This window comes from Actinosynnema sp. ALI-1.44, from assembly GCF_001984155.1.
Classification (GTDB): Bacteria; Actinomycetota; Actinomycetes; order Mycobacteriales; family Pseudonocardiaceae; genus Kibdelosporangium.
This window is the reverse complement of sequence record NZ_MTQO01000036.1, coordinates 49,976-72,460: the sequence shown is the minus strand read 5'-3', so window position 1 is coordinate 72,460 and position 22,485 is coordinate 49,976. Positions and strand designations below refer to the sequence as shown.

The window sequence follows — 22,485 nt, the reverse complement described above, 5'->3', positions numbered from 1 at the left end:
CACCATGAGTCAAGCGCACGATGTGGTGGTGGTCGGGAACGGCTCACTAGGGCTGTCGCTCGGGCTCGTACTGGCTCGGCGCGGGGTGCGAGTGGCCGTGTTGGGCCGTCCGCACCGGCCCGGGGCGGCGTCGTCGGCCGCCGGGGCCATGATCGGGACGTTCGGCGAGGTCACGACCACGCTGCTGAAAAGCTCCCACGGCCGGACCAAGCTCGACTGGGCGTACCAGGCGAGCAAGCTCTGGCCGGAGTGGCTGGCGTCGCTGTCGCCGGACTCGGACGGCACGGATCTGCTGACCGCCGACGGCACGATCGTCATGCTCAACACCGTGGGCCTCCCGGAGATCGACACGGAGAACTACCGCGCCATCCGCCGGGCGCTGAGCGAGTACGGCGAGCGGTTCGAGGACGTCGACGCCGAGGACGTCGACTGGCTCGACCCGGAGCCGACAGCGCGGCCCCTTCAGGCGATGTTCCTGCCACACGAGCACGCGGTGAACGCGCACTCGTTGCTTGTCCGACTGGAGCAAGCTTTTCTCGCCGCCGGTGGTGTGGTGATCCCCGAACAGGCGGTGCGTGTCGATCGCGTTGGCGACCGCACCGGCGGCGTGACGCTCGAGTCCGGCACGGTGTTGAGCGCCGGACATGTCGTGCTCGCCGCGGGCTCCGCGACGCAGGCTGTTCTCGACACCGTCCCGGATCAGGCCGCTGTCATCCCGCGCCTGGTCAGCGGATATGGCGTCTCCGCCCTCGTCGACACGATCGACCAGACCGCGCCGCGCAGTGTCATTCGCACTCCCAACCGTGCGTTCGCCTGTGGACTGCACGTCGTGCCGCGGGGCAGCAGCCAGGTCTACGTCGGAGCCACGAACGTCATCTCGCCGCAGCCGCGGCGGACCGCGTTGGTTTCCGACGTGCTTTTTCTGCTCGACTGCGGGGTCCGCCAGGTTCGCCGCAACCTGGGCAGGAGCGACCTGCACCGGATCCAGGTCGGCAACCGGCCGGTCGCGCTCGACGGCATGCCGTTGCTGGGGGAGACCGGCCTGCCCGGCCTGTGGATGATGACCGGCACCTACCGCGACGGCCTCACGCTCACCCCGTTGCTGGCCAGGGAGATGGCCGCCGTGATCCTCGGTGAGGAATCCACAATAGACCTGGAACTGTTCCGGCCGGTGCGGCCCCCGATCCAGCCGTTGAGCCGGGCGGAGATCGTGAACGACACCGTCACCCACATGATGGCCACCGGCTACGAGACCAACTGGCGCCTGCCCGTCGACCTGCCGTTGACCATCGAGCACTACCTGCGCCTCGCCTACACGCGGATCGCGGACGAGTTCGACCCGGTCTTCACGCCGCCGCCGGAACTTCTTGCCTCGTCACGGATCCACCTGTCCATCGCCCAGTCGCTGCGTGACTACTACGCGGCCAGCAAAACCGCCGTTGCCGTCTGATGAAGGGAACAACCATGGACGTGATCGTTGCCGGGGCGGGGTCGGCGGGTCTGTCGCTCGGACTGGTGCTGGCCCGGCGCGGAGTACGGGTGGCTGTGGTCGGCCGTCCGCAGTCTCCTGGCGCGGCGGCTGTTCTCGGCGCCTTCGGGGATGTCACTTCCGCAGTGCTGAAAAGTCCGCACGGCCGGACCAAACTCGACTGGACCCACCGGGCGAGCAAACTGTGGCCGGAATGGCTGGCGTCGTTGTCGGACGGCACAGAGCTGATGACGGCGCACGGCACAGTCGTGGTGCTGAACACCGTCGGCCTGCCTGACGTCGACACCGCGAACTACCACGCCATCAGAACGGCACTCGAGTCGTATGACGAGCCGTTCGAGGACCTGGACCCCGAGGACGTCGACTGGCTCGACCCGGAGCCGACCGCGCGACCGATGCGGGCGATGTTCCTGCCGCAGGAGCACGCGGTGAACGCCCACTTGTTGCTGCTGCGTCTGGAGCAGGCTTTCCTGGCCGCCGGTGGCGTGCTGGTCCCCGAAGCGGTTGTGCGGGCCGGTCGTGGTGTCGAACTGGAATCCGGCACGTCGATGAGCGCGGGCAACGTGGTCCTCACCCAACCGCCGGGGCTGGTCAACGCGTGCGCGGTGTCCGCATTGGTCGACACGGATGACGGAACGTTGCCGCGCAGTGTGATTCGCACGCCCAACCGTGCCTTCGCGTCGGGCGCGTGCGTGATCCCGCACGGGAACGGCCAACTGCAGGTGGGCGCGATGGAGGTTTTCTCGCCTTCGCCCCGTACCGCAGCACCCGTCGGCGACGTGCTCCACCTGCTCAACTGCGCCGCTCGTCAGATCCGCCGGGGCGTGGGGGAGAGCGGCGTGCGCGAGATCCAGCTCGACAACCGTCCGGTCAGTCTCGACGGCCTTCCACTTCTCGGGGAAACCGATGAGGACGGCGTGTGGGTGATGACCGGGCCACACCAGGACAGCCTGACGCTGGTCCCGTTGCTGGCCAACGAGATGGCCGCACTTCTGCTGGGCGAGGAAACCGCCGCCGACCTGGACCTGTTGCGGCCCACCAGGACACCGGCGGCACCCTTGAGCCGCGCGGAAACCGTGGCGGCTGCCGTCACACACCTGATGGCCACCGGTTACGAGTCCAACTGGGCCGCACCGGTGGAGTGGCCCGCACTGCTGGAGGCGACCGCCGCCACCGAGTTGTACCGCAACCCCGCCGAAGCCCCTGGCGGCACGGACGCACTGATCAAGGCCGGGATGTTCCCGCAGGCCTGACATGTGCCCCGGACGGACGTCAGCGTTCAAGCACATGAACGACAACCCGCCGGAACTGCCCTCGAACGTCCCCGACGGAGCTCGTGTCCATGCGGCGCGCGTCAATTCGCAAGGGGCTCTGACAGTACCTGTATCAGCAGGGTCTCCCAGATGTCCAGGACGCCTGTCAACCTGATCGAGTTGGCTCTCACGGCAGAATGGACGAAGACCAATGGCGGACAACCACTTCACCACTCATCCAGGCCTTTTCGACCTGAGTGGGAAGTACGCACTTGTCACTGGCGGCACCAAGGGTATCGGGATGATGATCGCGCGCGGCCTTCTGCGGGCGGGTGCCCGCGTCGTCATCAGCTCACGCAATGCAGACACGTGCGCGGAAGCACAGCGTCTACTGTCCGAATTCGGTGACGTTCAAGCAATCCCTGCCGACCTGTCCAGGTACGACGAGTGCCAGCGCCTCGCTGAGCTTGTCAAGGTCCACTCGGAACGCTTGGACATCCTCGTCAACAACGCGGGAGCGATGTGGCGCGAGCCGCTGGAGACGTTTCCGGCCGAGGCATGGGACGCGGTGGTCGACCTCAACCTCAAGTCGCCGTTCTGGTTGGTGCAGGCGCTGCTCCCCGCACTTCGCAGTGCGGGCACCGCCGACGATCCCGCAAGGATCATCAACATCGGCAGTATCGCCGCCATCCACGTCGCCGAGTCGCCCAACTACTCGTACGCCAGCAGCAAAGCGGCACTCCATCAACTCACCCGAGTGCTCGCCAGGGAACTGGGCCCACAGCACGTCACCGTGAACGCCGTGGCCCCAGGACCGTTCCCGTCGCAGATGATGGCATCCACGCTCGATGCCGTCGGCGACAAGATCGCGGCGAAGGCCCCGCTGCGTCGGCTCGGCCGCGACGACGACATGGCAGGTACCGCCGTGTTCCTCGCCAGCCGGGCCGGGTCCTACCTCACGGGCACCATCATCCCGGTCGACGGTGGCATCGCCACGACCGCATCAGGGACCTAGTGGTCACGACCGCCAGGCGTTTCCTGCCACGACGCTGGGCGCTGCCGCGTGTGAGGGGGGTGCGTGGCCGTTGGGGGTACCAGCAGGACCTCCCTTCGCCTGCGGACAGGGCCTATGGTGAAGGGGTGGCCATGACCGACCTGCGCACTGAGATCAAGGAGTTCCTGAGCTCGCGTCGCGCGCGAATCGCGCCCGAGCGGGCGGGACTGCCCGCTTACGGCGGCAACCGCCGGGTCAAAGGTCTGCGTCGCGCAGAGGTAGCTCTCCTGGCGGGGGTATCGGTCGACTACTACGTGCGTATGGAGCGCGGCAGCCTCGCCGGCGCCTCCGACGGGGTGCTCGACGCGTTGGCCTCTGCCTTGCAACTCGACGAGGCCGAGCGCGATCACCTGTTCCACCTGGCGCGGCAGTCCAGGGCGCCCAGCGGTCCACGCCGCAGGCGACCCGCCGCGACGGTGCGTCCGGCGCTTCAGCAGGTGCTCGACGCCATCACCAATGCACCGGCCTGGATCTGCAACGGCCGTTATGACGTGCTGGCCATGAATCACCTTGCCCGTGCGCTGTATTCACCGGTGCTGGCCGACACGCGACGCCCGGCGAACACCGCGCGGTTCGTGTACCTGGATCCCGAGGCGGCGAGGACGTTCTTCGTCGACTATGACCGAATCGCCTGCGACGTGGCCGCGAAGCTCCGCATGGAAGCCGGTCGCCATCCGCACGACGAGGAGCTGATCGCCCTCGTCGGTGAACTGTCGACACGCAGTGAACTGTTTCGGCAGCGGTGGGCATCTCAGGACGTTCGGCTCCACCGGTCCGGACGCAAGCGGCTGCGCCATCCGGTGGTGGGCCAGCTCGACCTGGACGTCGAGTCGATGGAGCTGCCTGCCGACCCCGGCCTGCTCCTGGTCGTCTACACCGCGGCCGACGGCACGGCGACCGCGGACGGTCTGGCCCTGCTGGCGTCGTGGGAGGCCGGGTAGAACGCGGGACGCGGGGTCGTCTTCCACGTCTGACCGCGCGGCTCACCGCCTGGTGGTCTCCTCGATCAGCTCGTAGGCCATGTCGAAGCGGACCCCGTCGGGATTGGTCAGGTCCTTTTCCTCGTACCAGGATTCGTCGGCTTCGGGGTGGGGGCCGCTCACTCCCACCCGGCCCTTGCCGTACGGGGCGACGACCACGGCGGGCAGTCCGTTGTCGTAGGTCGCCAGGACGGTGGCGTTGTGGCCGTCGCGCAGGAAGAAAGCCGGTCCGTCCTGGAAGTACATGTGCCTCGGCTTGCCGCGCCAGGTCACGGGGATCACAGTGTCCCGGCCGTCGGGCACCGTGGCGCCGGGGGAGTCGATGTACCCGTTCGTGTCGCCGGGCAGCAGGTCGAAGCCCGGATTCCGGCCTGCCAGGTATGCGCCGAAGCACAGCCCGAGGTAGCTGCCGCCGTCCCTGACCCAGGTGCGGACCACCTCGGCGGCGCCGCTCAGGTCCCGCCAGGTCCTGTCGAGGTCGGCACCGCCGCCGGGCTGGACGTACACCTTCGCCTCCGCCAGTTTCTCGGCGGTCGGCGGGCTGGTCAGCATTTCCACTCGGTACGGCTGGGGCGCACGACGTAGCAGGGCTGCCACCGACGGCGCGCACGCGGTGCAACCCTGCGGTCCGTTGTAGACCAACGCGAGGGGTGGTCTGGCGTTCCGCTCAGCGGTTTCCGGTTGGGGGCTGTGCGCTTGTGCGTCCGGCGTGGCGCAGGCGGTGGCCAGCAGGATGGCGGCGACCGGGAGAACGCCGAAAAGCAGTCGGCGCCGACGCACAACAGGCATGGTGTGTTCTCCTCGATTGTGGAAATCCGACTCGGGTCCGACTTTACCGGCTTTTCTGTATGCCGAGGGATTAACGGGTAAATGCGAGGGGATAAAAGGGCGAAGTAATCATTTATGCGCAACGGTGAATCATTCGACGAACAGCGTGAAATCAGCGCGGACCTTGGCGTCGACGGCCACGGGCAGCCGGACGCGCCCCGAGCCGACCAGCTCCCGCACGGCGGTTCGGCTCAGGCCGAACCCCGTTCTGAGCAGCTTCTCGACCCGCACGGGCACCGGGAGTTCGAACCGGACGAGGACCTCCAGCGACGCGGTGTCCTCGCTCTGGAGGTCGTAGAACGGCATGTCGGTGTCCAGCCGCCATGTCCCGGTCCAGTCGAGCCGGTGACCGGCCCTGCCCGCCAGCGCCGCGTCCATGGCCAGAGTTCGCACCATGGCCGGGTCGTTGGTCTCGAACATCACCAACCGGTCGTGGTCCAGCGCTGTCACGTGGACGCGTTCGTGGACGGGGATCTTCGACGTCCGGCCGCACAGCTCGCAGCCGATCAGCAGCCAGACGTCGAGGAGCTTGCCGTTGGCGTTCACCCGGAACTTCCCGGACGGGCGGTGTCGCGTGGACCGGCACGACACGCACGCTTTGACGATGGCGGGCAATCCGAGTTCGCTCACCACCCACAGCGACTTCCGGTCGGCGCTGTCAGCGGGCATGCGGGTACCACGGAAGTCATGCATGGCTTTGGTGAACCCCAGGGTCTGTGGAAGGGACCGCACTGATCACGTGCGGGCGTCGGGGAGCACGTCAAAGCCAGGCGGGAGCGACTCGCCGCCTTCGTTCCGTACGTGCGCCCAGGTTCACAGACCCATGCCCGCCACAATGGTCAACCCCGCGGCGAGCGGGCAACAGGTTTTAGGACGGTGCCGATTCGTAGGAGGCGGCGAGCGCGGCGGCCCGGTCACGCAAGGACGCACGCAACCATTGCGGGGTAAGGGCTTCCGCGCTCATGGCGAGCTGCCACAGCGCCCATTCGGCGTGCCGCGGGTCCTGGAAGGTCACCTCCAGCCGCAGCCAGCCGTCCGGGTCGGTCTCCTCGGAGCGGACAGCCAGCGCGGTCCCCACCAGGTCCTCCCGCCGCGCGGGGTGCACCCGGACCCGCGCGGCGACCTGGTCACCGCCGGTCCGGAACCGCGTGCTGCGCTCCTGCCATGCCCGGTCGAGATCGACGCGGTCCGGTCGCTGCGCGGGCTCGGCGAGTTCCTCGGCGGCCAGCACCCGCGACAGCCGGTAGGTGCGGTCCGCGCCTGACCTCGTGGCCAGCAAGTACCCCTGGCCGCGCACGGTCACCAGGCCGATCGGGTCCACCGTGCGCCACTTCGGGGCCTGGTTCGCCGCCGCGTAGTGGATGCGCAGCTTGTGCCCGGCGAAGACCGCGCGCCGGACCTCGGCCACCACGGTGTCGGACACCTCCTCGGCGACCAGGCGGCGCGAAAGCAGATCGGTCTCCGGCTCGATGAGCAGCCGCTGGGCCGCGCCAGCCGCGGTGGCCCGGTAGGTCTCGGGCAGCGCGTCCACCACCTTGCGCATGGCCGAGGCGAGCGCGGAACCGAGGCCGAACGCCTGCCCACCGCGGCGTGATCCGGCGACAAGCAGGGCCAACGCCTCGTCGTGGTTCAGGCCGGTCAACTCGGTCTGGAAACCGGGCAGCAGCGCGAAACCGCCGTGCCTGCCACGTTCGGCGTACACCGGGACGCCCGCTGCCGACAACGCCTCGATGTCGCGCAGCACAGTCCGGGTGGACACCTCCAGTTCGCGGGCCAGCGCGGTCGCCGACATCCGGCCGTGCTGGCGCAGCAACAGCACCAGTGACACCAGCCGGTCGGCACGCACGCGAAAAACTCTACGGGAATACACGACACAGGACGTCGTGATTGGGTGCGAAGCTGATCACCATGACAGGCGGACCAAGGCGGATCGCGACGATCGGCGTCTACGGCTGCACAGCCGGGACGTTCGTCGACGCGCTCACCGGCGCGGGCGTGGGGCTGCTGCTCGACCTCCGGCAGCGCCGGGGCGTGCGGGGACCCGAGTACTCCTGGGCGAACTCGGCACGGCTCCAGCGAATGCTCGCCGCGGCGGACATCGGCTACCGGCACGTGAAGGAGTTGGCGCCGACGACTGAACTGCGCCTGCTCCAGTACCACGAGGACGATCGTCAGGGCGTGGGCAAGCGCAACCGCGTGGCGCTGGCGCCTGAGTACGTCAAGGGCTACACCCGGGAGGTCCTCGACCCGTTCGATCTCGGTGCGCTCGTGGCTGGACTTCCGAGTGACTCGGTGACAGTGCTCCTCTGCGTCGAACGCGACCCGGAGGCATGCCACCGCTCACTTGTAGCCGCGCGTGTGCGCAGCGCGCATGGCTTGCCTGTCACGGATCTCCGGCCAGGCTGACCCAGGCAACCGCCGGAAGTGGTTGTTGGGTGGACGGCGCCGCCAGACGTACGTGGCATGTCCGCGAACGTGAGTGGAAACTACCCATGACCATCGGGGATCCGGCTGGCAGATTGTCCGCCGTGACCACGAATCCGACTGCTGCCGCCAGGTTGGGCGCGACCTGGTGGAGCCGTGGCGTGGCCTTGCACGAACGCGTCCCGCCGCGGTCGGCGCCGTCCGATCCGGACAGCGGTGAGCCACCCGGCTGGTTCGGCGTCCGGCTGGCAGAACTCGGCTTCGGCGAGGGGGATGCCGCCGGTCTGGTCGCCGAATCCCCGGCGGACGTCGCCGCCAGGATCGCGCGACCGGACTGGGCGGGCGTCGCCGAGCGGGCCGTGTGCGCGGCCGAGCCGCTGCCGCGGGACTCCGTGGCATACCAGGACTGGCAGGAGGCGTTCGCAGCCGTTCTCCGTCCGTTCGTCACCGAGGCCACCGACCGTGTCGTCGTCGCCGCGCGTCAGGATTCGGCCGATCTCGTTGCCATGGCCGGACAGTTCGCTGTCGAACTGGGAAACGGACTGGCCCGGCTGGCCGCCCGGACTTTGGTTCAGGAAATGCATGAATCCCGTGGACACCTGGCCGGTGACGACGGCAACGCGCGATTCGCCGACTTCGTCCGGCGGACATCCGGCCCGGCCGGTCTCGCCGCCCTGCTCGGCAAGTACCCCGTGCTCGCCAGGCTGCTCGGCCAGACGAGCCGGTTCGCCGCCGACGCGCGGATCGAACTGCTCGGCCGGTTCGCCGCCGACCGCGACGAGGTCGTCGAACGGCTGCTGCACGGCGTCGACCCCGGTCCACTGGTGACGATCGAGAGCGGCTGCGGCGACATGCACCAGGGCGGCCGTTCGGTGGCGTTCCTGTCGTTCGCCGATGGCGCGCGAGTCGTCTACAAGCCCCGTGACCTGCGGACACACGTGTGGTTCAACGCGGCGGTCGGGTTGCTCAACCGCGCAGTGCCCCAGCTCGGCCTGCGGACCGCGGCCGTCGTGGCCAAACCGGGCTACGGCTGGGTCGAGTTCGTGACCGCACGCCCGCTGGCGAATCCCGCCGATGCGGACGTGTTCTATCTCCGCCAAGGCGCACTGCTCGCGCTGCTGCACGCGACGTCCTCATCGGACATCCACTGCGAGAACCTGATCGCGTGCGGTGACCAACCTGTCCTGGTGGACACCGAAACACTGTTGCAGCCCGTGCTCCCGGGACCCGAGGACCAAGCACCTGATCCGGCGGCACAGGCGCTGGCCACCTCGGTGTACCGCACTGCCTTGCTCCCCATGGTCGTGGTCGGCGAACACGGCGCGGCCGACATGTCCGGACTCGGCGGCGACCAGGGAACGGTCTCGCCGAGCAGCGGGGCGGTGTGGGAGTTCCCAGCCACCGACCGCATGCGCCTGGTCCGGCGGCCGTGGCAGTTCACCGGCGCGGCCAACCGGCCCCGGTTCGATGACCGCGACCTCGATCCCTGTGACCACGAAACGTCGCTGATCCAAGGCTTCCGGCTCGGCTACGACGCGGTGATGCTGCACCGCGAGGAATTCGCTGGCCTCGTTGAGGACAGCGCGGGCATGGAGGTCCGCGTCCTCGTGCGTCCCACGCAGGGCTACGCGAACCTGCTCGCCGCGTCCACCCACCCCGACCTGTTGCGGGACGCACTCGACCGCGACCGCCTGTTCGATCTGCTGTGGACACAGTCGGCCGGGTACCCGCTGCGCCGAACACTGTCACGGTACGAGGTCGTGGACCTGTGGGCGGGGGACATGCCGCTGTTCACCGGCCGCCCGGATCGGCGTGACCTGTGGGACTCCGACGGCCGACGCGTGCCGGACGTCCTCGGCCACACCGTGCTCGACCAGGTCCGCGCCAGGATCGACGGCCACGACGAGGCCGACCGGCGCGACCAGGAGTGGATCGTCTCGGCCACCCTGGCCACCAGACGGCCGTACGACGGGCACGTCAGCACTGTGCCGTTGCCCGGTCCGGTCGAGGTCGTCGCGGCGCAGCCGGAGCGTCTGCTCGCGGCGGCCTGCGGTGTCGCCGACCAGATCGTCGCCCGAAGCGCGGTCGCGGGCGACCGTGTCAACTGGCTCGGCCTGGAACTCGTCGACGACAGGCAGTGGTTGTTGCTGCCCATGGGTGCGGGCCTGGCCAACGGCTACACCGGCATCGCGTTGTTCCTGGCGCAACTGGCCAACCTGACCGGCGTTGCGCACTACGGCGATGTGGCGTGCCGTGCTGTTTCGGCTGTGGCGCCGCTGGTGGAGGCGCTCGCGACGCAACCGGCGCTCGTGGCGGCGGTCGGCCCCGGCGCGTACCACGGGTTCGGTGGCATCGCCTACGCGCTGGCGCGGATGGCGACCCTGTTGCCGGACACTGAGTTGGAACCGGTCGTCGAGTCCGTAGTGGACATTGTGGCCGCTGCGGGCTGGGCTGCCGCCGACTGGGCACACGGGACAGCCGGGTGCTTGGCGGCGATGACCGCCGTGCACGCGGAACTGGGCATGCCGTCAGCGGCACGACTGGCCGTCAGCTGTGCGGACCGGTTGCTCGATTCGGTCGGTGGGCACGGCTTCGCCGACGGCAGTGCCGGGATCGGCTTGGCGCTGGCAAGGTTCGGCGACGCCGACGCACACCACGCCCGCACGGGCCGGGATCTGCTGGCGGCGGCGAAACACCAGGACCACGACGGCTGGTGTTCCGGCCTGGCCGGTGTCGTGGCCGCGCGGACACTCGTCGCGGACGACACGGAGCTCGGACGGGCCGTGCGGCACTTCGCCGACCGCCCGGTGCTGCGTGACCTCAGCTTGTGTCACGGCGAACTGGGCATCACGGAGGCATTGACCGTGATGGCCGGACGCCAGCCGTCGGCGGTACCAGCTCTGCGCAGCCGCGCGGGGATGGTGCTGGACGTGGTGAACCGCTACGGGGCCTGGTGCGGGACACCCAATGCCGTGCCCACCCCCGGGCTGCTCACCGGGTTGGCCGGGATCGGGTACGGGCTGCTCAGGCTCGGATTCCCCGACCGGGTGCCGTCGGTGCTGTTGCTGGAAGCCACGCCGGGAAAGAAATGAAAACCGTTTTTCCGATACCTCGAAAGGGGAGAGTGCAGTGTCGAACAACGTCAAGGAAATGGTCGAACCCGGAAACGCCGAAGGTATCGGGCAGTCACCGCTCGGGACGGTCGACCGATTCGAACTCCTGCCCATGACGTCGCCGTTCGGTTTACGCGCGGCGGCGCTCGCCGGACTGGTCGTCACCGCGGGCCTGGCCGTGGCCGGGACGGCGGAACAGCCGGGTGGTGGCATCGCGCCGACCTTGCCGGTCTGCAGCCGCCGCGATCCCGTGGTCCTTTGAGACCTGGTTGCTGACAACCGGTTGTTGGACCGGTTGTCAGCGGCTGAGCTAATGTCGGGCCAGTGGGGCAAAAGTCGTCTGCCGTCGTCGGCCGGGATGGCGAACTGCGCACCCTGCGCGAACTGCTGGAGTCGGCACGCGACGGGCAAGGCGCCGCGATCTTCCTCGTCGGTGAGGGCGGTATCGGCAAGACGCGCCTCGCCGCGACGGCCGCCGACCTCGGCTTCGCCGCCGACATGCGGCTGTTACGCGGCCGTGGCAGCGCGATGGGCCCGCCCGCCCCGTTCCGGACGCTGACCGAGGCGTTGCTGTCGCTGACCCGGCTGGACAGCCCGGTCGACGTGGCGGCACTCGGCCCGTACCGGCCGGTTCTGGGTCGGCTGATCCCGGATTGGGGACCGCCGGTCGCGGGCGACGACGACGGGTCGCTGGTCATCCTGGCCGAGGCGGTGCTGCGGCTGATCGGGCTGGCCGGTCGCGGCAACGGCTGCCTGGTGACGATCGAGGACATGCACGACGCCGACCCGGAAACACTGGCCGTGGTCGAATACCTGGCTGACAACATCGACCGCCAACCGGCCGTGCTGCTCTGCACCGTCCGGGCCGACGACGGACCGGCGCTGGCGCTCGCCCAGTCCGCGGCTCGGCGTGGTGCCGCCATGATGGTGGAGCTGGGCAGGCTCGACCGGTCCGACGTGCGCGTGCTGGCCGCGTCCTGTCTCGGCGTCGAGCACGAGGACGTGCCGCTGGACGCCGCCGACGTGTTGTGGGCGGGCAGTGGCGGAAATCCGTTCCTGGTCGAGGAAGTGCTCGGCGGGATGGTGGACGGCGGCCTGCTGGTGGCCGAGGAGGGGCAGTGGCGGTTGCGGGCGACCGCCCGAGCCACGGCGCCGCAGACGTTCGTGCGGAGCGTGGCCCGGCGCGTCGAGTCGCTCGACCCCCGCACACGCGAGCTGGTGTCGGCGGCGGCCGTGCTGGGCCGACGGTTCCCGCTCGCGCTCATGCGGGAAGTGACCGGCCTGTCGTACCGGGATCTGCTCAGCCACCTGCACACCGACCGCGCCGCGCAGTTGATCGTGGCCGACGACCAGGCGCCGGGCTGGTACGGCTTCCAACACCAGTTGATCGTGGAAGCGCTGCTGAAGCTGCTCGGCGCGGCGGGCCGTTCACGGCTGTCGGCGCGGGTCGCCGACGCGGTGGAGATCGTCTATCCGGGGCTGCCGGGTGAGTGGTGCCAGACGTGCGCGACGTTGCGTCTGGACGCCGGTGACGTCATGGCGGCCGGGCGGCTGTTCCTCGAAGCCGGGCGGCGTGCCCTCAACCAGGGCGCTGCCGACTCGGCCGTCGCACTGCTCGACCGCGCGTGGGAGTTGCTCGCGCACGGCGGCGGTGCTCTACGGGCGGACGTGCTGGAGACCCTGCTGTACGCGCTCGCCGAGGCGGGGCAGATCGACCGGGCGCTCGCGTCCGTCACCGCCTTGGACGAGGTCGGCGGCGGACTGGACCGGCAGCGACGGGCCCGGCTGCGCACCCGCCTGGCGTGGGCCGCTCACGTCGCCGGGCGCTACACCGACGGTCTTGCCCAGGTCGACGCCGCCAGGGCGCTGCTCGGTGCGGACGCGACCGCGGCCGATTCCGCGCCGATCGACATCGTCGAGGCGTACCTGGCGGTGGACCAGCCGGGCGCGGAGCAGTTGCGGGAGGCCGAGACGTTGGCGCGGCGGGCGGCGACCGCGGCGGAACCGGCGAACCTGCACGTCGTGGCGTGCCAGGCTTGGCAGCTGCTCGGCGCGCTGGTGCGGCCGCGTGACCCGGCCAGGGCCTCCACCTGCCTGGAACGCAGCAGAGCGATCGCCGTCCGGCACGACCTGCCGATCTGGGAGATCCACGCACTGGCCCGGCTCGGCAACGACGACGCGATGAACGACGGCAGCCTCGACCGGATGAGACAGGCGAGGCAGAAGGCGTCGCGGATCGGTGCCGTGACCGCCAGGTACCACGCCGACGCCAGCATGTCGTTGCAGCTGGTTCTGCGTGGCGAATTCGACGCCGCCGAGGCGTTGATCGACGACGTGCTGGGCGCGACGACCCGCCTGGGCCTGTGGGATCCCGCACGGTACGTCCGCCTGATGCGGGTGGTGCTCGCCGGGCACCGCGGCCAGGGACAGGAACTGGCCCGGGCACTGGACGACTTCTTCGACCACGAACGAGGCAACCAGATCCAGCACGCGCCGCGAGTGCACGGCTTGGCGAAGGCGACCTGCGCGTTGCTCGAGGAGGACCGCCCACGCGCGGTGATCGAACTGTCCACGGCGGTGGCGTACGAGGCCAGGAACCCCACGATCTACGCGTACGCCGGGAAGTACGGCGTCCAGTTGCTGTTGCGGATCCTGGCGGGGGAAGCGGGCTGGGACGCGTACCGGGAGATCACCGACGATCCGGCCAGCCGGTTCCGGTGGGACCGGCAGTTCCAGGCGTTCGGCCGGGCCGTGCTGGCCGGTCGGTCCGGACGGCACGCCGAAGCGGGCGAGGCCGTCGCGGAGGCGTTGGCGGTGGGTGAGCCGTACGCGATGGGGCGGCACCTCGGGTTGCGCCTCGTGGGAGAGGCGGCGCTGGCCGACGGATGGGGAACCCCGGTCGACTGGCTGCGGATGGCTGAGGAGTACTTCCACAAAGCCGACATCCCCGCCGTGGCCGGTGCCTGCCGGGCGCTGATGCGTGGCGCGGGGGCGAAAGTCGCCCAGCGGCGCAGCGGCGCCGAGGAGATTCCGGCGGCGTTGCGAGCGGCGGGCGTGACGGTTCGTGAGTACGAGGTGCTGCGCCTGCTCGTGGACAGACCGGGCAACCGGGAAATCGCCGACCAGCTGCACCTGTCACCGCGGACCGTGGAACGGCACATCTCCAGCCTGCTCACGAAAACCGGCCTGCCCAACCGGAAGGCGCTCGGCGAACTCGCCGCCACGGTGGACCAGGCCTAGCGGTCGTCGAGTCCTTCGGGGTCAGTGGCCGTCCGTGGGACCGAAGGCCTGGTCGAGAACGTCGCGGGTCACGGTGGAGCCGAGCCGATGGCCGTCCTTGGATGCGAAGCGGTAGTGCACTCCGGCCCAGATCCTGGCCACGTTCACTTCGGCCATGGCCTGGGAGAGGCTGTGGAGGTTTGCGGCTCGCACGCAAGCGCAGAGCAACCACGGTCGGTTCGCGCGCAAGCGCAGGGCAGGCGGCTTGCGCGCAAGCGCAGAGTGGTGCTTCGGGGGTGTCTCCTGCCCGTCGGCCTGGGCGAAGCCAACCACGGGCTGTCAAGAGGTCGGCCTCCAAAAGAGCCCCAGCGACAGCCAAACCGATCCTCTTGATAGTCCGTGGTTCCCTGGGGCAGGTCGACGGGCAGGGGACGCCCGCGCCCTCCAACCCCGGGGCATGAAAATTATGCGCGGGGAGAAACACCACCAGGAAACCTCCTGCCCGGAGGTCTGCTCCCGGCGAGGGACTCTTGTGTCTTTTCAGACCCGTGCATCTCATGTTTTCCGGGGCTGGTGGCCACGCCGCAGCCCATGCCACGCTCGGGATCACCCGGGGGGTGAAAGGCAGACCCTCGCCGGGTGGCAGACCTCTGAGCAGGAGGTCTTCGCGCCGTGTTGCTCCCGGCGCATACTTTTCATGACCCGGGGTTTCAGGGCGCGGGCGCCTCCTGCCCGTCGACCTAGCCAGTGTTTCGAAGTGCTGACCAGCTGATATCACGGGTGGTGGTTGTGTCGGCGTGTCGTTGATCGAATAGGTGAGGTCTCCGGTAGATCGGTCGTCGACCAAGAAGACCAGTACACCGGAGACCTCGTGACCAGCGTAGCGGTGACGGGGCGGGCAGACTTGGCCGACGCGCAGTGGGCGATTCTGGAGCCCCTCGTGCCGGTCGGGAAGAAACCTGGCCGCCCACCACAATGGACGAAACGTCAACTCATCGACGGTGTTCGATGGCGGGTTCGGGTGGGTGCGCCGTGGCGGGACGTGCCCGCGGCTTATGGCTCGTGGCAGGCGGTGTACGGGTTGTTCCGGCGTTGGCAACGTTCGGGTGTCTGGGCGCGGATGCTGTCGCGGTTACAGGCTCGTGCCGATGCCGAGGGGTTGATCACCTGGGATGTGAGCGTCGATTCGACCGTGGCCCGGGCGCATCAGCACGCCGCCGGGGCGCGAAGAGATGGGGATGCTCAGAACGAACCGCCGGGTGGTGCCGGTCCTGCGGAACCAGCCGATCACGGGCTCGGACGGTCCCGAGGTGGATGGACGACCAAGCTGCATCTGGCCACCGAGCAGGGACAGAAACCGTTGGCGCTGGTGGTCACTGCTGGTCAGCGGGGAGACTCGCCACAGTTTCAGGTGGTGCTGGGCCGGATCCGGGTCGCTCGCACGGGCGGTGGCAGGCCTCGTACCCGGCCGTGCCGGGTGCTGGCCGACAAGGCGTATGGCTCGCGCGCCAACCGGGCCTACCTGCGCACTCGTGGCATTCGATGCACGATTCCGCAGAAGGCCGACCAGGAACGCAACCGCAAGGCCAAAGGCCGAGCGGGTGGTCGGCCACCCGCGTTCGACCCGGAGGTCTACAAGCAGAGGCACGCGGTGGAGTGCGGGATCAACCGCCTCAAACGAAACCGGGCCGTCGCCACACGCTACGACAAACTCGCCGTTCGCTACGAGGCCACCGTGACCGTCGCGGCGATCAACGAGTGGCTACGACTTTGAGACACTGCCTAGTACTACAGCCGCAGGCCGTGATCTGTGAGTCTCCGCTGGTAATGGCATTGTCGGGCTCGGTGTTGGTGGCGTCGTCGCCAGTGTGACCAGGCCTCGGTGTGCGAACGCGGATGCGGGGTGAAGGTTAGGGCGGCGTGCAGGCGCCTGATCTCGTTGACGCTCAACGGGATCAGGCCGTCATCGGGACATGCAGAGCCCCCTTTTGGGTCTTCGTGGTGACCGCGAGGAAGGCGTGGGCGAGCATCGCGAGGGTGATATGTCGGTACCAGGCGTGGTACTTGCGGACCTGGTAGTGGTCCATGCCGACCTCGTTCTTGGCCGCTTGGAAGCATTCCTCGACCGCCCACCGGCTCCCGGCCACCCGCACCAGCACGTCCAACGGCGCCGGATTCGGTGTGTGACAGAGGAAGTAGGCCAGTTCACGGACGCTCTTGGTGCCGGGGGTGAGCGACCGGCGGATCAGCAGACGATGGTGTTCACCGGCCTCGACCAGCCCCCAGTCATACAACCGTGGTCCCTTGGCGCCATCCCCACAGGAGCGGCGTTGCCAGGCCGTCTCCGGCACGAGCCTGGCCAGTGTGTCGGCGCGTCGTTTGCCCGCGGCGGTGAGCAGTTCCTGCTTGCAGGGGATCGCCATGACGTAAGCGATGCTCGTCTCCTCCAGCCAGGACCGCAGGCCGGGGTTCTGGCCGTAGGCCTCGTCGGCGGTGAACCAGGAGAACGGCACCTCGGCGTCGATGGCCCGTTCGAGCATGCGGCGGGCCAGTTCCGGCTTGGTCGCGAACTCGACCTCGTCGCCGATCCCGGCCTCACGGCATCGGTCCCGGTCAGCGCACCAGCTGTCCTGGGGCAGGTAGAGCTCACGGTCGATCAGCGCCCGTCCATGCGGGCAGGCGTAGGCCAGAAACACTCCGAGCTGGCAGTTCTCGATCCGCCCGGCGGTGCCGGAGTACTGCCGTTGCACCCCGGCGGATTTGACGCCCTTCTTCAGCAACCCGGTCTCGTCAGCGACCAGCACCGCCTGCTCATGCCCGAGATGGTCCACCACATATCCGCGCAGATCGTCACGGACCTTGTCCGCGTCCCACGCCGCGTGGTTGAGCAGGCGTTGCATGCCGTCCGGGGTGGCATCGCCTGCCTGCTCGGCCAGGGTCCATCCGTTCTTGCGTTCGGTCCGTGACAGCAGGCCCAGCACATAAGCCCGTGCCCGCCTGCGGGTCTGGACCTGCACGAACCGGCCCGCGAACCGGGCGAACAGGTCGTCGAACCCGGCCCGCCACGCGTCCAGGTCTAAGATCGGCAACGCGGCCACCGTTTCGCTTCGAGTCCCAACACACCTCGAAGTTGATCACGGTGGCCGTCTCACGTCCCCACCAGGTCATCAAGCAAGATCACGCCATGCGGCTGTAGTACTAGGCAGTTACGAAGCGAGCATGCCAAGCAATTCAACTGTCTGGTCGACGGTCAGCGGCACGGTCGGCAGCGGGTTGCCGCCGTGCCAGAATTTGCCCGTCGAGCTGTATGGCCGGTCGATCGCCCGGACGGTAGCGGGGGCAAAGCCGTCGCTTCTGATGAGCTCTGCGGTGACCAGCCGCTGTCCTGGAGATAGGGAGCTGTTGTCCACAGTCACAGCACGTCCTGCGGGCAAGTCATGGGTGGAGCAGCGACCGGTCAACCATGGTGGGCACTGGCCATCTGTTCGTGTGATCGGTGGGTCTGTGAGGATGGCGATGAGGACGCCGTAACGCTTCTGGCTGTCCGAGACCAGGACGGCCACAGTCACCACTGAGCTTGTTCCGTTCTGCGTGAGGCTGGCTGCGTCCTGGTCGACGTGGAGGTCTGGCCGGACACGGGTGACAAAGTCTCGAAGCGAGGCTCGTAGTTTCGCCGACTTCTGGGAACCGTCTTGGCTGTTGTCGACGCGTTGGACCTCGTGTGACCATGCAGCGGAACCGGGCTCGTCGGATCGTGACAGCGGCGGAGCAGGCTCGGCGACATCCCTGGATGCTGAGGTGATCGCACAGGCTGACGTTGTCAGTGAGGTCGTAAGACACAACACCAAGATCGCTAGCAGCTTCATCGGATGTGTCACGCTCACCAACGGTACCGACTTATCTGGTATTGGGCGAGGAGAGGATGTGTGCGGCGCGCTCGCAGTTGCACGTGAGCGCGCCGCACATTTCAACTCACAGTTGACGACGATCAGGTTCGATGGCCGTAGTAGTTGGCTCGGCCCGGATCTGCCGGTACTTGTGCCAGGAGGTCGTCCAGTCGGCGATCGAGAGTGTCGTTGGTGTGGTAACTCAGATAGATCCCGTCGAGTGCCGGGCGTATGAACTGCGTGACGATCATCGTGTGATCCAGATGCCCATCGGGAGTGGGTGTGCCGTTCGCGTTGTCCCAGTCAACTTGAACAACATCGGCGATCCGAAGATCCTCGAAGTAGGTCAGCGGTGTCGTGCGTTGCGAGTGCACTCGGGCAAAGAAGTACCATTCATGCGAAATTGACCACGTGCGGGAGTAGTCTGAAGTCGAGTTGACGTACCACGAAGACGCATTGTTGGGGTCTCCTCTTACCTGATCCCATTCGCCGATAAGAAGTGATTGAGATACGAAGTTCATGCAGTCGTTGCCGAATTGCGGAAAGGCTGGATTTCTGAGTTTCGCCCACCGGCGTGCGTATTCGGCCATCTTGGCGTAGTCGTAGGGCGGTCCGTCTACCGTGTTCTTCTCTGGCGCCGACGACCGAACCTCCGCGGGTTTGATCGACATTACCGCTGCGTCGCCAGGAAGTGTGGGCGTGACGCCTGGTGAGCTTGCCGGAGTCCGTTGGCCTTCTGTTACGTGGGTAAAGGGGCCGATGGCGGATGCGGGGACGTTCGTTTGGTCGCCCGACAGCAACCAGCCGGTCTGCGGGTTGAACACGAAGGTGAGATTGTGCTGTAGAGAGTAGGACGAATGAGTCGGAGCGCCAGGCGACACCTTGCTGTAGAAGAGCTTCGCATGCTCTATCGTCCGAAGATGAGCAGTGTCGGAGGCTATCTCGATGGACTGAACATCGAGGCGGACATCGGCGCTGGAGAAGCCGCCTCCGTAACCGCGCAGGCGTTCTCTGCGTGCGTCAAGTTCCGATGATTCCTGCACTAGCCTGGCCGAGAAGGCATCCGTAGCCGAGACCGACGTCAGGTTGATTCGTGAGCCGTTCTGCACTGTGTGATACTTTTCGGTGACCCGCTCGGCTCTGTCGGAGAGGTATCTCTCGGCCTGTCTGAGAAGATTTTCCTTCGTGTCAGCTTGGATAGTCCTGGAATCGCTCGCCGCGACCGGCGAGCCAGTAGTGACAGCTACAATAGTGGCCAAGCCCACGGCGGCCACTGTGCGCATATTCAAGAATTCCACCCCTTTAATAAATCGCCCCTAATAGGTGTTATGAAACACCGTCTTGGACTGTAGGGTTGCAAGACAAGTCGACGCATCCGCCATTGGGGTGATGATGAATTGAATGATCGCAACGGCATGCGCCTTGTCGATCCAGTTGGATACTAGTCCATCCAATTGGACATGCGATTCTATTCCATTTGTTAGCTGCGCGATGGGCCGGTCGATGAGAGCGGTATCCCGGTCGTTCGCCGTGGCCGTCACAGGTTGAGTCGAATACGTCAAGACGATGGCGGAACAAGAGTCTGCCAAGCCTGACTGTTTCAGTCCCTTTAGGACTGGAACACCAGTCGACCACCCGGTGGCCTGGCGGGAGGTGAGCGCCCGTGGCACTGACTCCGTTGGACCTCACGCCCGACCAGTGGGTCATCCGCATTACCCGCCAGCACAACGCGCAGCTGGCCCAGCTGGAACTGCTGGACGCGTACTACGAGGGCGAACAACCCCTCTCGTACATGCATCCGGAACTGTTGCGGCGCTTGGACAACCGCGTCCGCCAAGTCGTGATCAACTGGCCCGAGCTGGTCGTGGATTCGCTGGACGAGCGGCTCGATGTCACGGGGTTTCGGCTGGGTGGGGAGCAGGCGGCCGACCGGGAGCTATGGCAGATCTGGAAAGCGAACCGGCTCGGTCTGCACTCCGAGCAGGCCCACATCGACGCGCTTGTGCTGGGCCGGTCGTTCGCCATTGTGGGCACCAACGAGAAACGGCCCGCGTTCCCGATCGTGACGGTGGAGTCCCCGTTCGATGTGCACGTGGACATTGACCCGCGCACGCGGGAGGTCCGGGCGGCGTTGAAACGCCAGTACGCCGAGTACGGCGACGGTGACCTGTCCGAAGCCTGGGCCACGCTATACCTCCCGGACGAGACGATCTGGTACAGCTCGGACAATGGCGGTGCGGTCTGGGAGGAGTACGACCGCGACGGGCACGGCATGGGCGTGGTCCCGGTCGTGCCGTTGATCAACCGGCCCCGGACCCGGCGCCGCCGCAACTCGCCCCCGCGACTTGGGCGTTCGGAGCTGGCGAGTGTGCTGCCGTTGTCGGACGCGGCATCCAAGATCGCCACCGACATGATGATCTCCGCAGAGTTTCACGCGATGCCGCGACGGTACGCGCTCGGGTTCGACAAGGAAGACTTCGTAGACGCGCAAGGCCGTCCGCTCACGCCGTGGGAAGCGGTCGCGGGTGTGCTGTGGGCGTCGTCGAAGTCGCCCAAAGAGGATGGTGTCGCGGTCGGGCAGTTCCCGGAAGCGGACCTGTCCAACTTCCACAACACACTCAACGCGCTGGCTCGTCTGGTGGCCTCGATCTCCGGCCTGCCGCCGCACTTCCTGGGCTACGCCACAGAAAACCCCGCGAGCGCGGACGGCATCCGCTCGTCCGAGGCCCGGCACATCAAACGCGCGGAACGCCGCCAACGCTCCTTTGGCGACGGGTGGAACCAAGTGGCGCAACGGATTCTGCATGTGCGCGATGGTCGGGTGCCGGAGGAAGCGGTGCGGGTGGAGTGTCAGTGGACCGACCCGGCCACGCCGACGTTCGCCGCGCAGGCCGATGGGGTGGTCAAGCTCTACAGCGCCGACCGGTTGTTGCCGCGCCGTTCCGCACGGCGGGCGTTGGGCTACTCCGACGCGCAGATCCAGGACATGGAAGCCGAGGACCAGCAGGCTTACGCCCGCGTCGCGGGCGGTGACCTCGCCGCGCAGTACGGCCCGAAACCCCGCCCACTGCCCGACGCCCCCCACCACGGGCGACGCCCCGGAAGACGATGAGCCGCAGCTCGCGCCACGGGCGGCACCTCCACCGCGGGCTAGGCGTCCGCCGCGGGCGGTCGAGTTCCGTGAACCCGCACGAGCAGGGCGGGCGGGGCCGTGACCGCACCCACGACGGCGCCCGTGGACGAGGTCTACCGCGCTCACCACCAGCTCGTCCGCCAGGTCGTCGACCAAGCCCAGACCGCGTGGGCCGAACTCGACCCGGCCGCCCCGGTCGAGTCGTGGACCGAACAGGTCCGGCCCCGCACGGTCGACGCGGTCGAGCAAGCCCAGACAGAGACCGCGTCGCTGGCCGCGTGGTACGTCGCGGCAGTGCTCGTGGCCACCGGGGTCATCGCCGTCCCAGCTGTCCTCCTGGCGGCGGCGTTCGCCGGGTACGCCTCGAACGGTCGACCGTTGGCGATGCTGTTCGATGCCGCGTTCGGCCGCTACCAGCGCGCCACCGCGTTGGACGTCCCGGACCGCGAAGCCCGTGCGCTGGGGTTGTCGTGGCTGCTGACCTACATCGCGACCGAGCTGAGCGACACGCACCGCACGGCGATCACGGCCGCGTCGGTCGCACACCCTGAGGTGGCGGGGTATGAGCGGATCGTGCACCTTCCGGCGTGTGGCCGGTGCATCCTGTTGGCCGGTCGGCTGTATCGGTTCTCGACCGGCTTCCAGCGGCATCCGCGCTGTGACTGCGGAATGCTCCCGGTCACTCGCGGCCAGTGGGAATCCCACCGGGACAACAACCCGAAGGCGTTGTTCGCCGCGATGACCCGCGCCCAGCAGGACAAGGCGTTCGGCCACGGTGATGCGGAGGCGATCCGGGCCGGGGCCGACATCGGCCGCGTGGTCAACGCCCGCCGCCCGGGTGCGCTGTATGTCGCGGGCGGCCATGAGTACACCCGCGACGCCACCACCGTGCGCGGCGCCGGTCGCCAGATGGGCCAGCTGTCGCGTCGCCCCGGCGACCGTTACCGCTCCACTCAGCTCGCCCGGCCGACCGCCGCCCAGCTGGTCAACACCGCCAGCGACGACGCCGAGCTGCGGCAGCTGCTGCGCCGCTTCGACTACCTCCGCTAACCCCGATTTTCCCCTCTGTCCCTCTGTCCCTCCTCGTTTCGTGGAAAGGAGTTCG

The 22,485-nt window shown here is 68.0% G+C and carries 17 protein-coding genes and 1 pseudogene; 11 read left to right on the top strand and 7 right to left on the bottom strand.

The window, feature by feature from the left end; genetic code table 11:
* The first annotated feature begins 4 nt into the window (after nucleotides 1–4).
* The 4 genes from ALI144C_RS09845 to ALI144C_RS09830 all read left to right on the top strand — a co-directional run bounded on the left by ALI144C_RS09845 (nucleotide 5) and on the right by ALI144C_RS09830 (nucleotide 4,737).
* Nucleotides 5–1,450: an NAD(P)/FAD-dependent oxidoreductase gene (locus ALI144C_RS09845; protein WP_076986729.1), complete on the top strand. Its 1,446-nt coding sequence runs from the start codon at nucleotides 5–7 to the stop codon at nucleotides 1,448–1,450.
* Nucleotides 1,450–2,742, top strand: coding sequence for an NAD(P)/FAD-dependent oxidoreductase (locus ALI144C_RS09840; RefSeq protein WP_076986728.1), 1,293 nt, complete (start codon nucleotides 1,450–1,452; stop codon nucleotides 2,740–2,742). The genes ALI144C_RS09845 and ALI144C_RS09840 overlap by 1 nt, the downstream gene beginning before the upstream one ends.
* A gap of 211 nt (nucleotides 2,743–2,953) precedes the next feature.
* Nucleotides 2,954–3,757 carry an SDR family oxidoreductase gene (locus ALI144C_RS09835; protein WP_076986727.1) on the top strand — a complete coding sequence of 268 codons (804 nt, stop codon included), beginning with the start codon at nucleotides 2,954–2,956 and terminating at the stop codon, nucleotides 3,755–3,757.
* Nucleotides 3,758–3,882: 125 nt separating this feature from the next.
* On the top strand, nucleotides 3,883–4,737 hold the full coding sequence (locus ALI144C_RS09830) for a helix-turn-helix transcriptional regulator (protein ID WP_076986726.1): 855 nt from the start codon (nucleotides 3,883–3,885) through the stop codon (nucleotides 4,735–4,737).
* 42 nt (nucleotides 4,738–4,779) lie between these two features.
* Here ALI144C_RS09830 and ALI144C_RS09825 read toward each other — a convergent pair whose 3' ends face one another.
* The 3 genes from ALI144C_RS09825 to ALI144C_RS09815 all read right to left on the bottom strand — a co-directional run bounded on the left by ALI144C_RS09825 (nucleotide 4,780) and on the right by ALI144C_RS09815 (nucleotide 7,450).
* A complete protein-coding gene (locus ALI144C_RS09825; RefSeq protein WP_076986725.1) occupies nucleotides 4,780–5,565 on the bottom strand; it encodes a BPL-N domain-containing protein in 786 nt (261 codons plus the stop codon).
* Nucleotides 5,566–5,694: 129 nt separating this feature from the next.
* Nucleotides 5,695–6,273, bottom strand: a complete 579-nt coding sequence (locus tag ALI144C_RS09820; protein WP_237774075.1) for a DUF1062 domain-containing protein — start codon at nucleotides 6,271–6,273, stop codon at nucleotides 5,695–5,697.
* Nucleotides 6,274–6,472: 199 nt separating this feature from the next.
* The gene (locus tag ALI144C_RS09815; RefSeq protein ID WP_076986724.1) at nucleotides 6,473–7,450 is read right to left on the bottom strand and encodes a helix-turn-helix transcriptional regulator; all 978 of its coding nucleotides are present in this window, start codon (nucleotides 7,448–7,450) and stop codon (nucleotides 6,473–6,475) included.
* 62 nt (nucleotides 7,451–7,512) lie between these two features.
* Here ALI144C_RS09815 and ALI144C_RS09810 point away from each other — a divergent pair, with 62 nt between their 5' ends.
* The 4 genes from ALI144C_RS09810 (at nucleotide 7,513) to ALI144C_RS09795 (ending at nucleotide 14,381) form a co-directional block, all read left to right on the top strand.
* Nucleotides 7,513–8,010 (top strand): DUF488 domain-containing protein, encoded by a 498-nt coding sequence (locus ALI144C_RS09810; protein ID WP_076986847.1) that lies wholly within the window; start codon nucleotides 7,513–7,515, stop codon nucleotides 8,008–8,010.
* A gap of 122 nt (nucleotides 8,011–8,132) precedes the next feature.
* The gene (locus ALI144C_RS09805) at nucleotides 8,133–11,120 is read left to right on the top strand and encodes a type 2 lanthipeptide synthetase LanM family protein (protein ID WP_202818905.1); all 2,988 of its coding nucleotides are present in this window, start codon (nucleotides 8,133–8,135) and stop codon (nucleotides 11,118–11,120) included.
* Between the two features lie 37 nt (nucleotides 11,121–11,157).
* Nucleotides 11,158–11,403: a hypothetical protein gene (locus tag ALI144C_RS09800; protein WP_076986722.1), complete on the top strand. Its 246-nt coding sequence runs from the start codon at nucleotides 11,158–11,160 to the stop codon at nucleotides 11,401–11,403.
* A gap of 62 nt (nucleotides 11,404–11,465) precedes the next feature.
* The gene (locus ALI144C_RS09795; protein WP_076986721.1) at nucleotides 11,466–14,381 is read left to right on the top strand and encodes an ATP-binding protein; all 2,916 of its coding nucleotides are present in this window, start codon (nucleotides 11,466–11,468) and stop codon (nucleotides 14,379–14,381) included.
* 21 nt (nucleotides 14,382–14,402) lie between these two features.
* Here the strand turns inward: ALI144C_RS09795 and ALI144C_RS58360 are convergent, their stop codons facing one another.
* Nucleotides 14,403–14,537 carry a hypothetical protein gene (locus tag ALI144C_RS58360; RefSeq protein ID WP_269086663.1) on the bottom strand — a complete coding sequence of 45 codons (135 nt, stop codon included), beginning with the start codon at nucleotides 14,535–14,537 and terminating at the stop codon, nucleotides 14,403–14,405.
* Between the two features lie 694 nt (nucleotides 14,538–15,231).
* On the opposite strand from ALI144C_RS58360, the gene ALI144C_RS09790 reads away from it, so the two are divergent.
* Entirely contained in the window at nucleotides 15,232–16,134 is a 903-nt protein-coding gene (locus ALI144C_RS09790; protein WP_076986720.1) for an IS5 family transposase, read from the top strand.
* On the opposite strand, the pseudogene ALI144C_RS09785 reads toward ALI144C_RS09790, so the two are convergent.
* The 3 genes and pseudogenes from ALI144C_RS09785 to ALI144C_RS09775 form a co-directional block, all read right to left on the bottom strand.
* A pseudogene (locus tag ALI144C_RS09785) lies at nucleotides 16,123–17,443 on the bottom strand (IS701 family transposase). The gene ALI144C_RS09790 and the pseudogene ALI144C_RS09785 overlap by 12 nt on opposite strands.
* 123 nt (nucleotides 17,444–17,566) lie before the next feature.
* Nucleotides 17,567–17,776 carry a hypothetical protein gene (locus ALI144C_RS09780; protein WP_076986719.1) on the bottom strand — a complete coding sequence of 70 codons (210 nt, stop codon included), beginning with the start codon at nucleotides 17,774–17,776 and terminating at the stop codon, nucleotides 17,567–17,569.
* Between the two features lie 572 nt (nucleotides 17,777–18,348).
* Nucleotides 18,349–19,545: an amidase domain-containing protein gene (locus tag ALI144C_RS09775; protein ID WP_143230546.1), complete on the bottom strand. Its 1,197-nt coding sequence runs from the start codon at nucleotides 19,543–19,545 to the stop codon at nucleotides 18,349–18,351.
* Between the two features lie 365 nt (nucleotides 19,546–19,910).
* On the opposite strand from ALI144C_RS09775, the gene ALI144C_RS09770 reads away from it, so the two are divergent.
* Together ALI144C_RS09770 and ALI144C_RS09765 are read left to right on the top strand one after the other, a co-directional pair.
* Nucleotides 19,911–21,359: a phage portal protein gene (locus tag ALI144C_RS09770; RefSeq protein WP_237774074.1), complete on the top strand. Its 1,449-nt coding sequence runs from the start codon at nucleotides 19,911–19,913 to the stop codon at nucleotides 21,357–21,359.
* Between the two features lie 99 nt (nucleotides 21,360–21,458).
* A complete protein-coding gene (locus tag ALI144C_RS09765) occupies nucleotides 21,459–22,430 on the top strand; it encodes a hypothetical protein (RefSeq protein WP_076986717.1) in 972 nt (323 codons plus the stop codon).
* Nucleotides 22,431–22,485: the final 55 nt, after the last annotated feature.

Coding starts and splice junctions, on each gene's coding strand:
- ALI144C_RS09810 (WP_076986847.1), top strand. CDS start 7,513: ATGACAGGCGGACCAAGGCGGATCGCGACGATCGGCGTCTACGGCTGC.
- ALI144C_RS58360 (WP_269086663.1), bottom strand. CDS start 14,537: ATGGCCGAAGTGAACGTGGCCAGGATCTGGGCCGGAGTGCACTACCGC.
- ALI144C_RS09845 (WP_076986729.1), top strand. CDS start 5: ATGAGTCAAGCGCACGATGTGGTGGTGGTCGGGAACGGCTCACTAGGG.
- ALI144C_RS09835 (WP_076986727.1), top strand. CDS start 2,954: ATGGCGGACAACCACTTCACCACTCATCCAGGCCTTTTCGACCTGAGT.
- ALI144C_RS09820 (WP_237774075.1), bottom strand. CDS start 6,273: ATGCCCGCTGACAGCGCCGACCGGAAGTCGCTGTGGGTGGTGAGCGAA.
- ALI144C_RS09825 (WP_076986725.1), bottom strand. CDS start 5,565: ATGCCTGTTGTGCGTCGGCGCCGACTGCTTTTCGGCGTTCTCCCGGTC.
- ALI144C_RS09840 (WP_076986728.1), top strand. CDS start 1,450: ATGAAGGGAACAACCATGGACGTGATCGTTGCCGGGGCGGGGTCGGCG.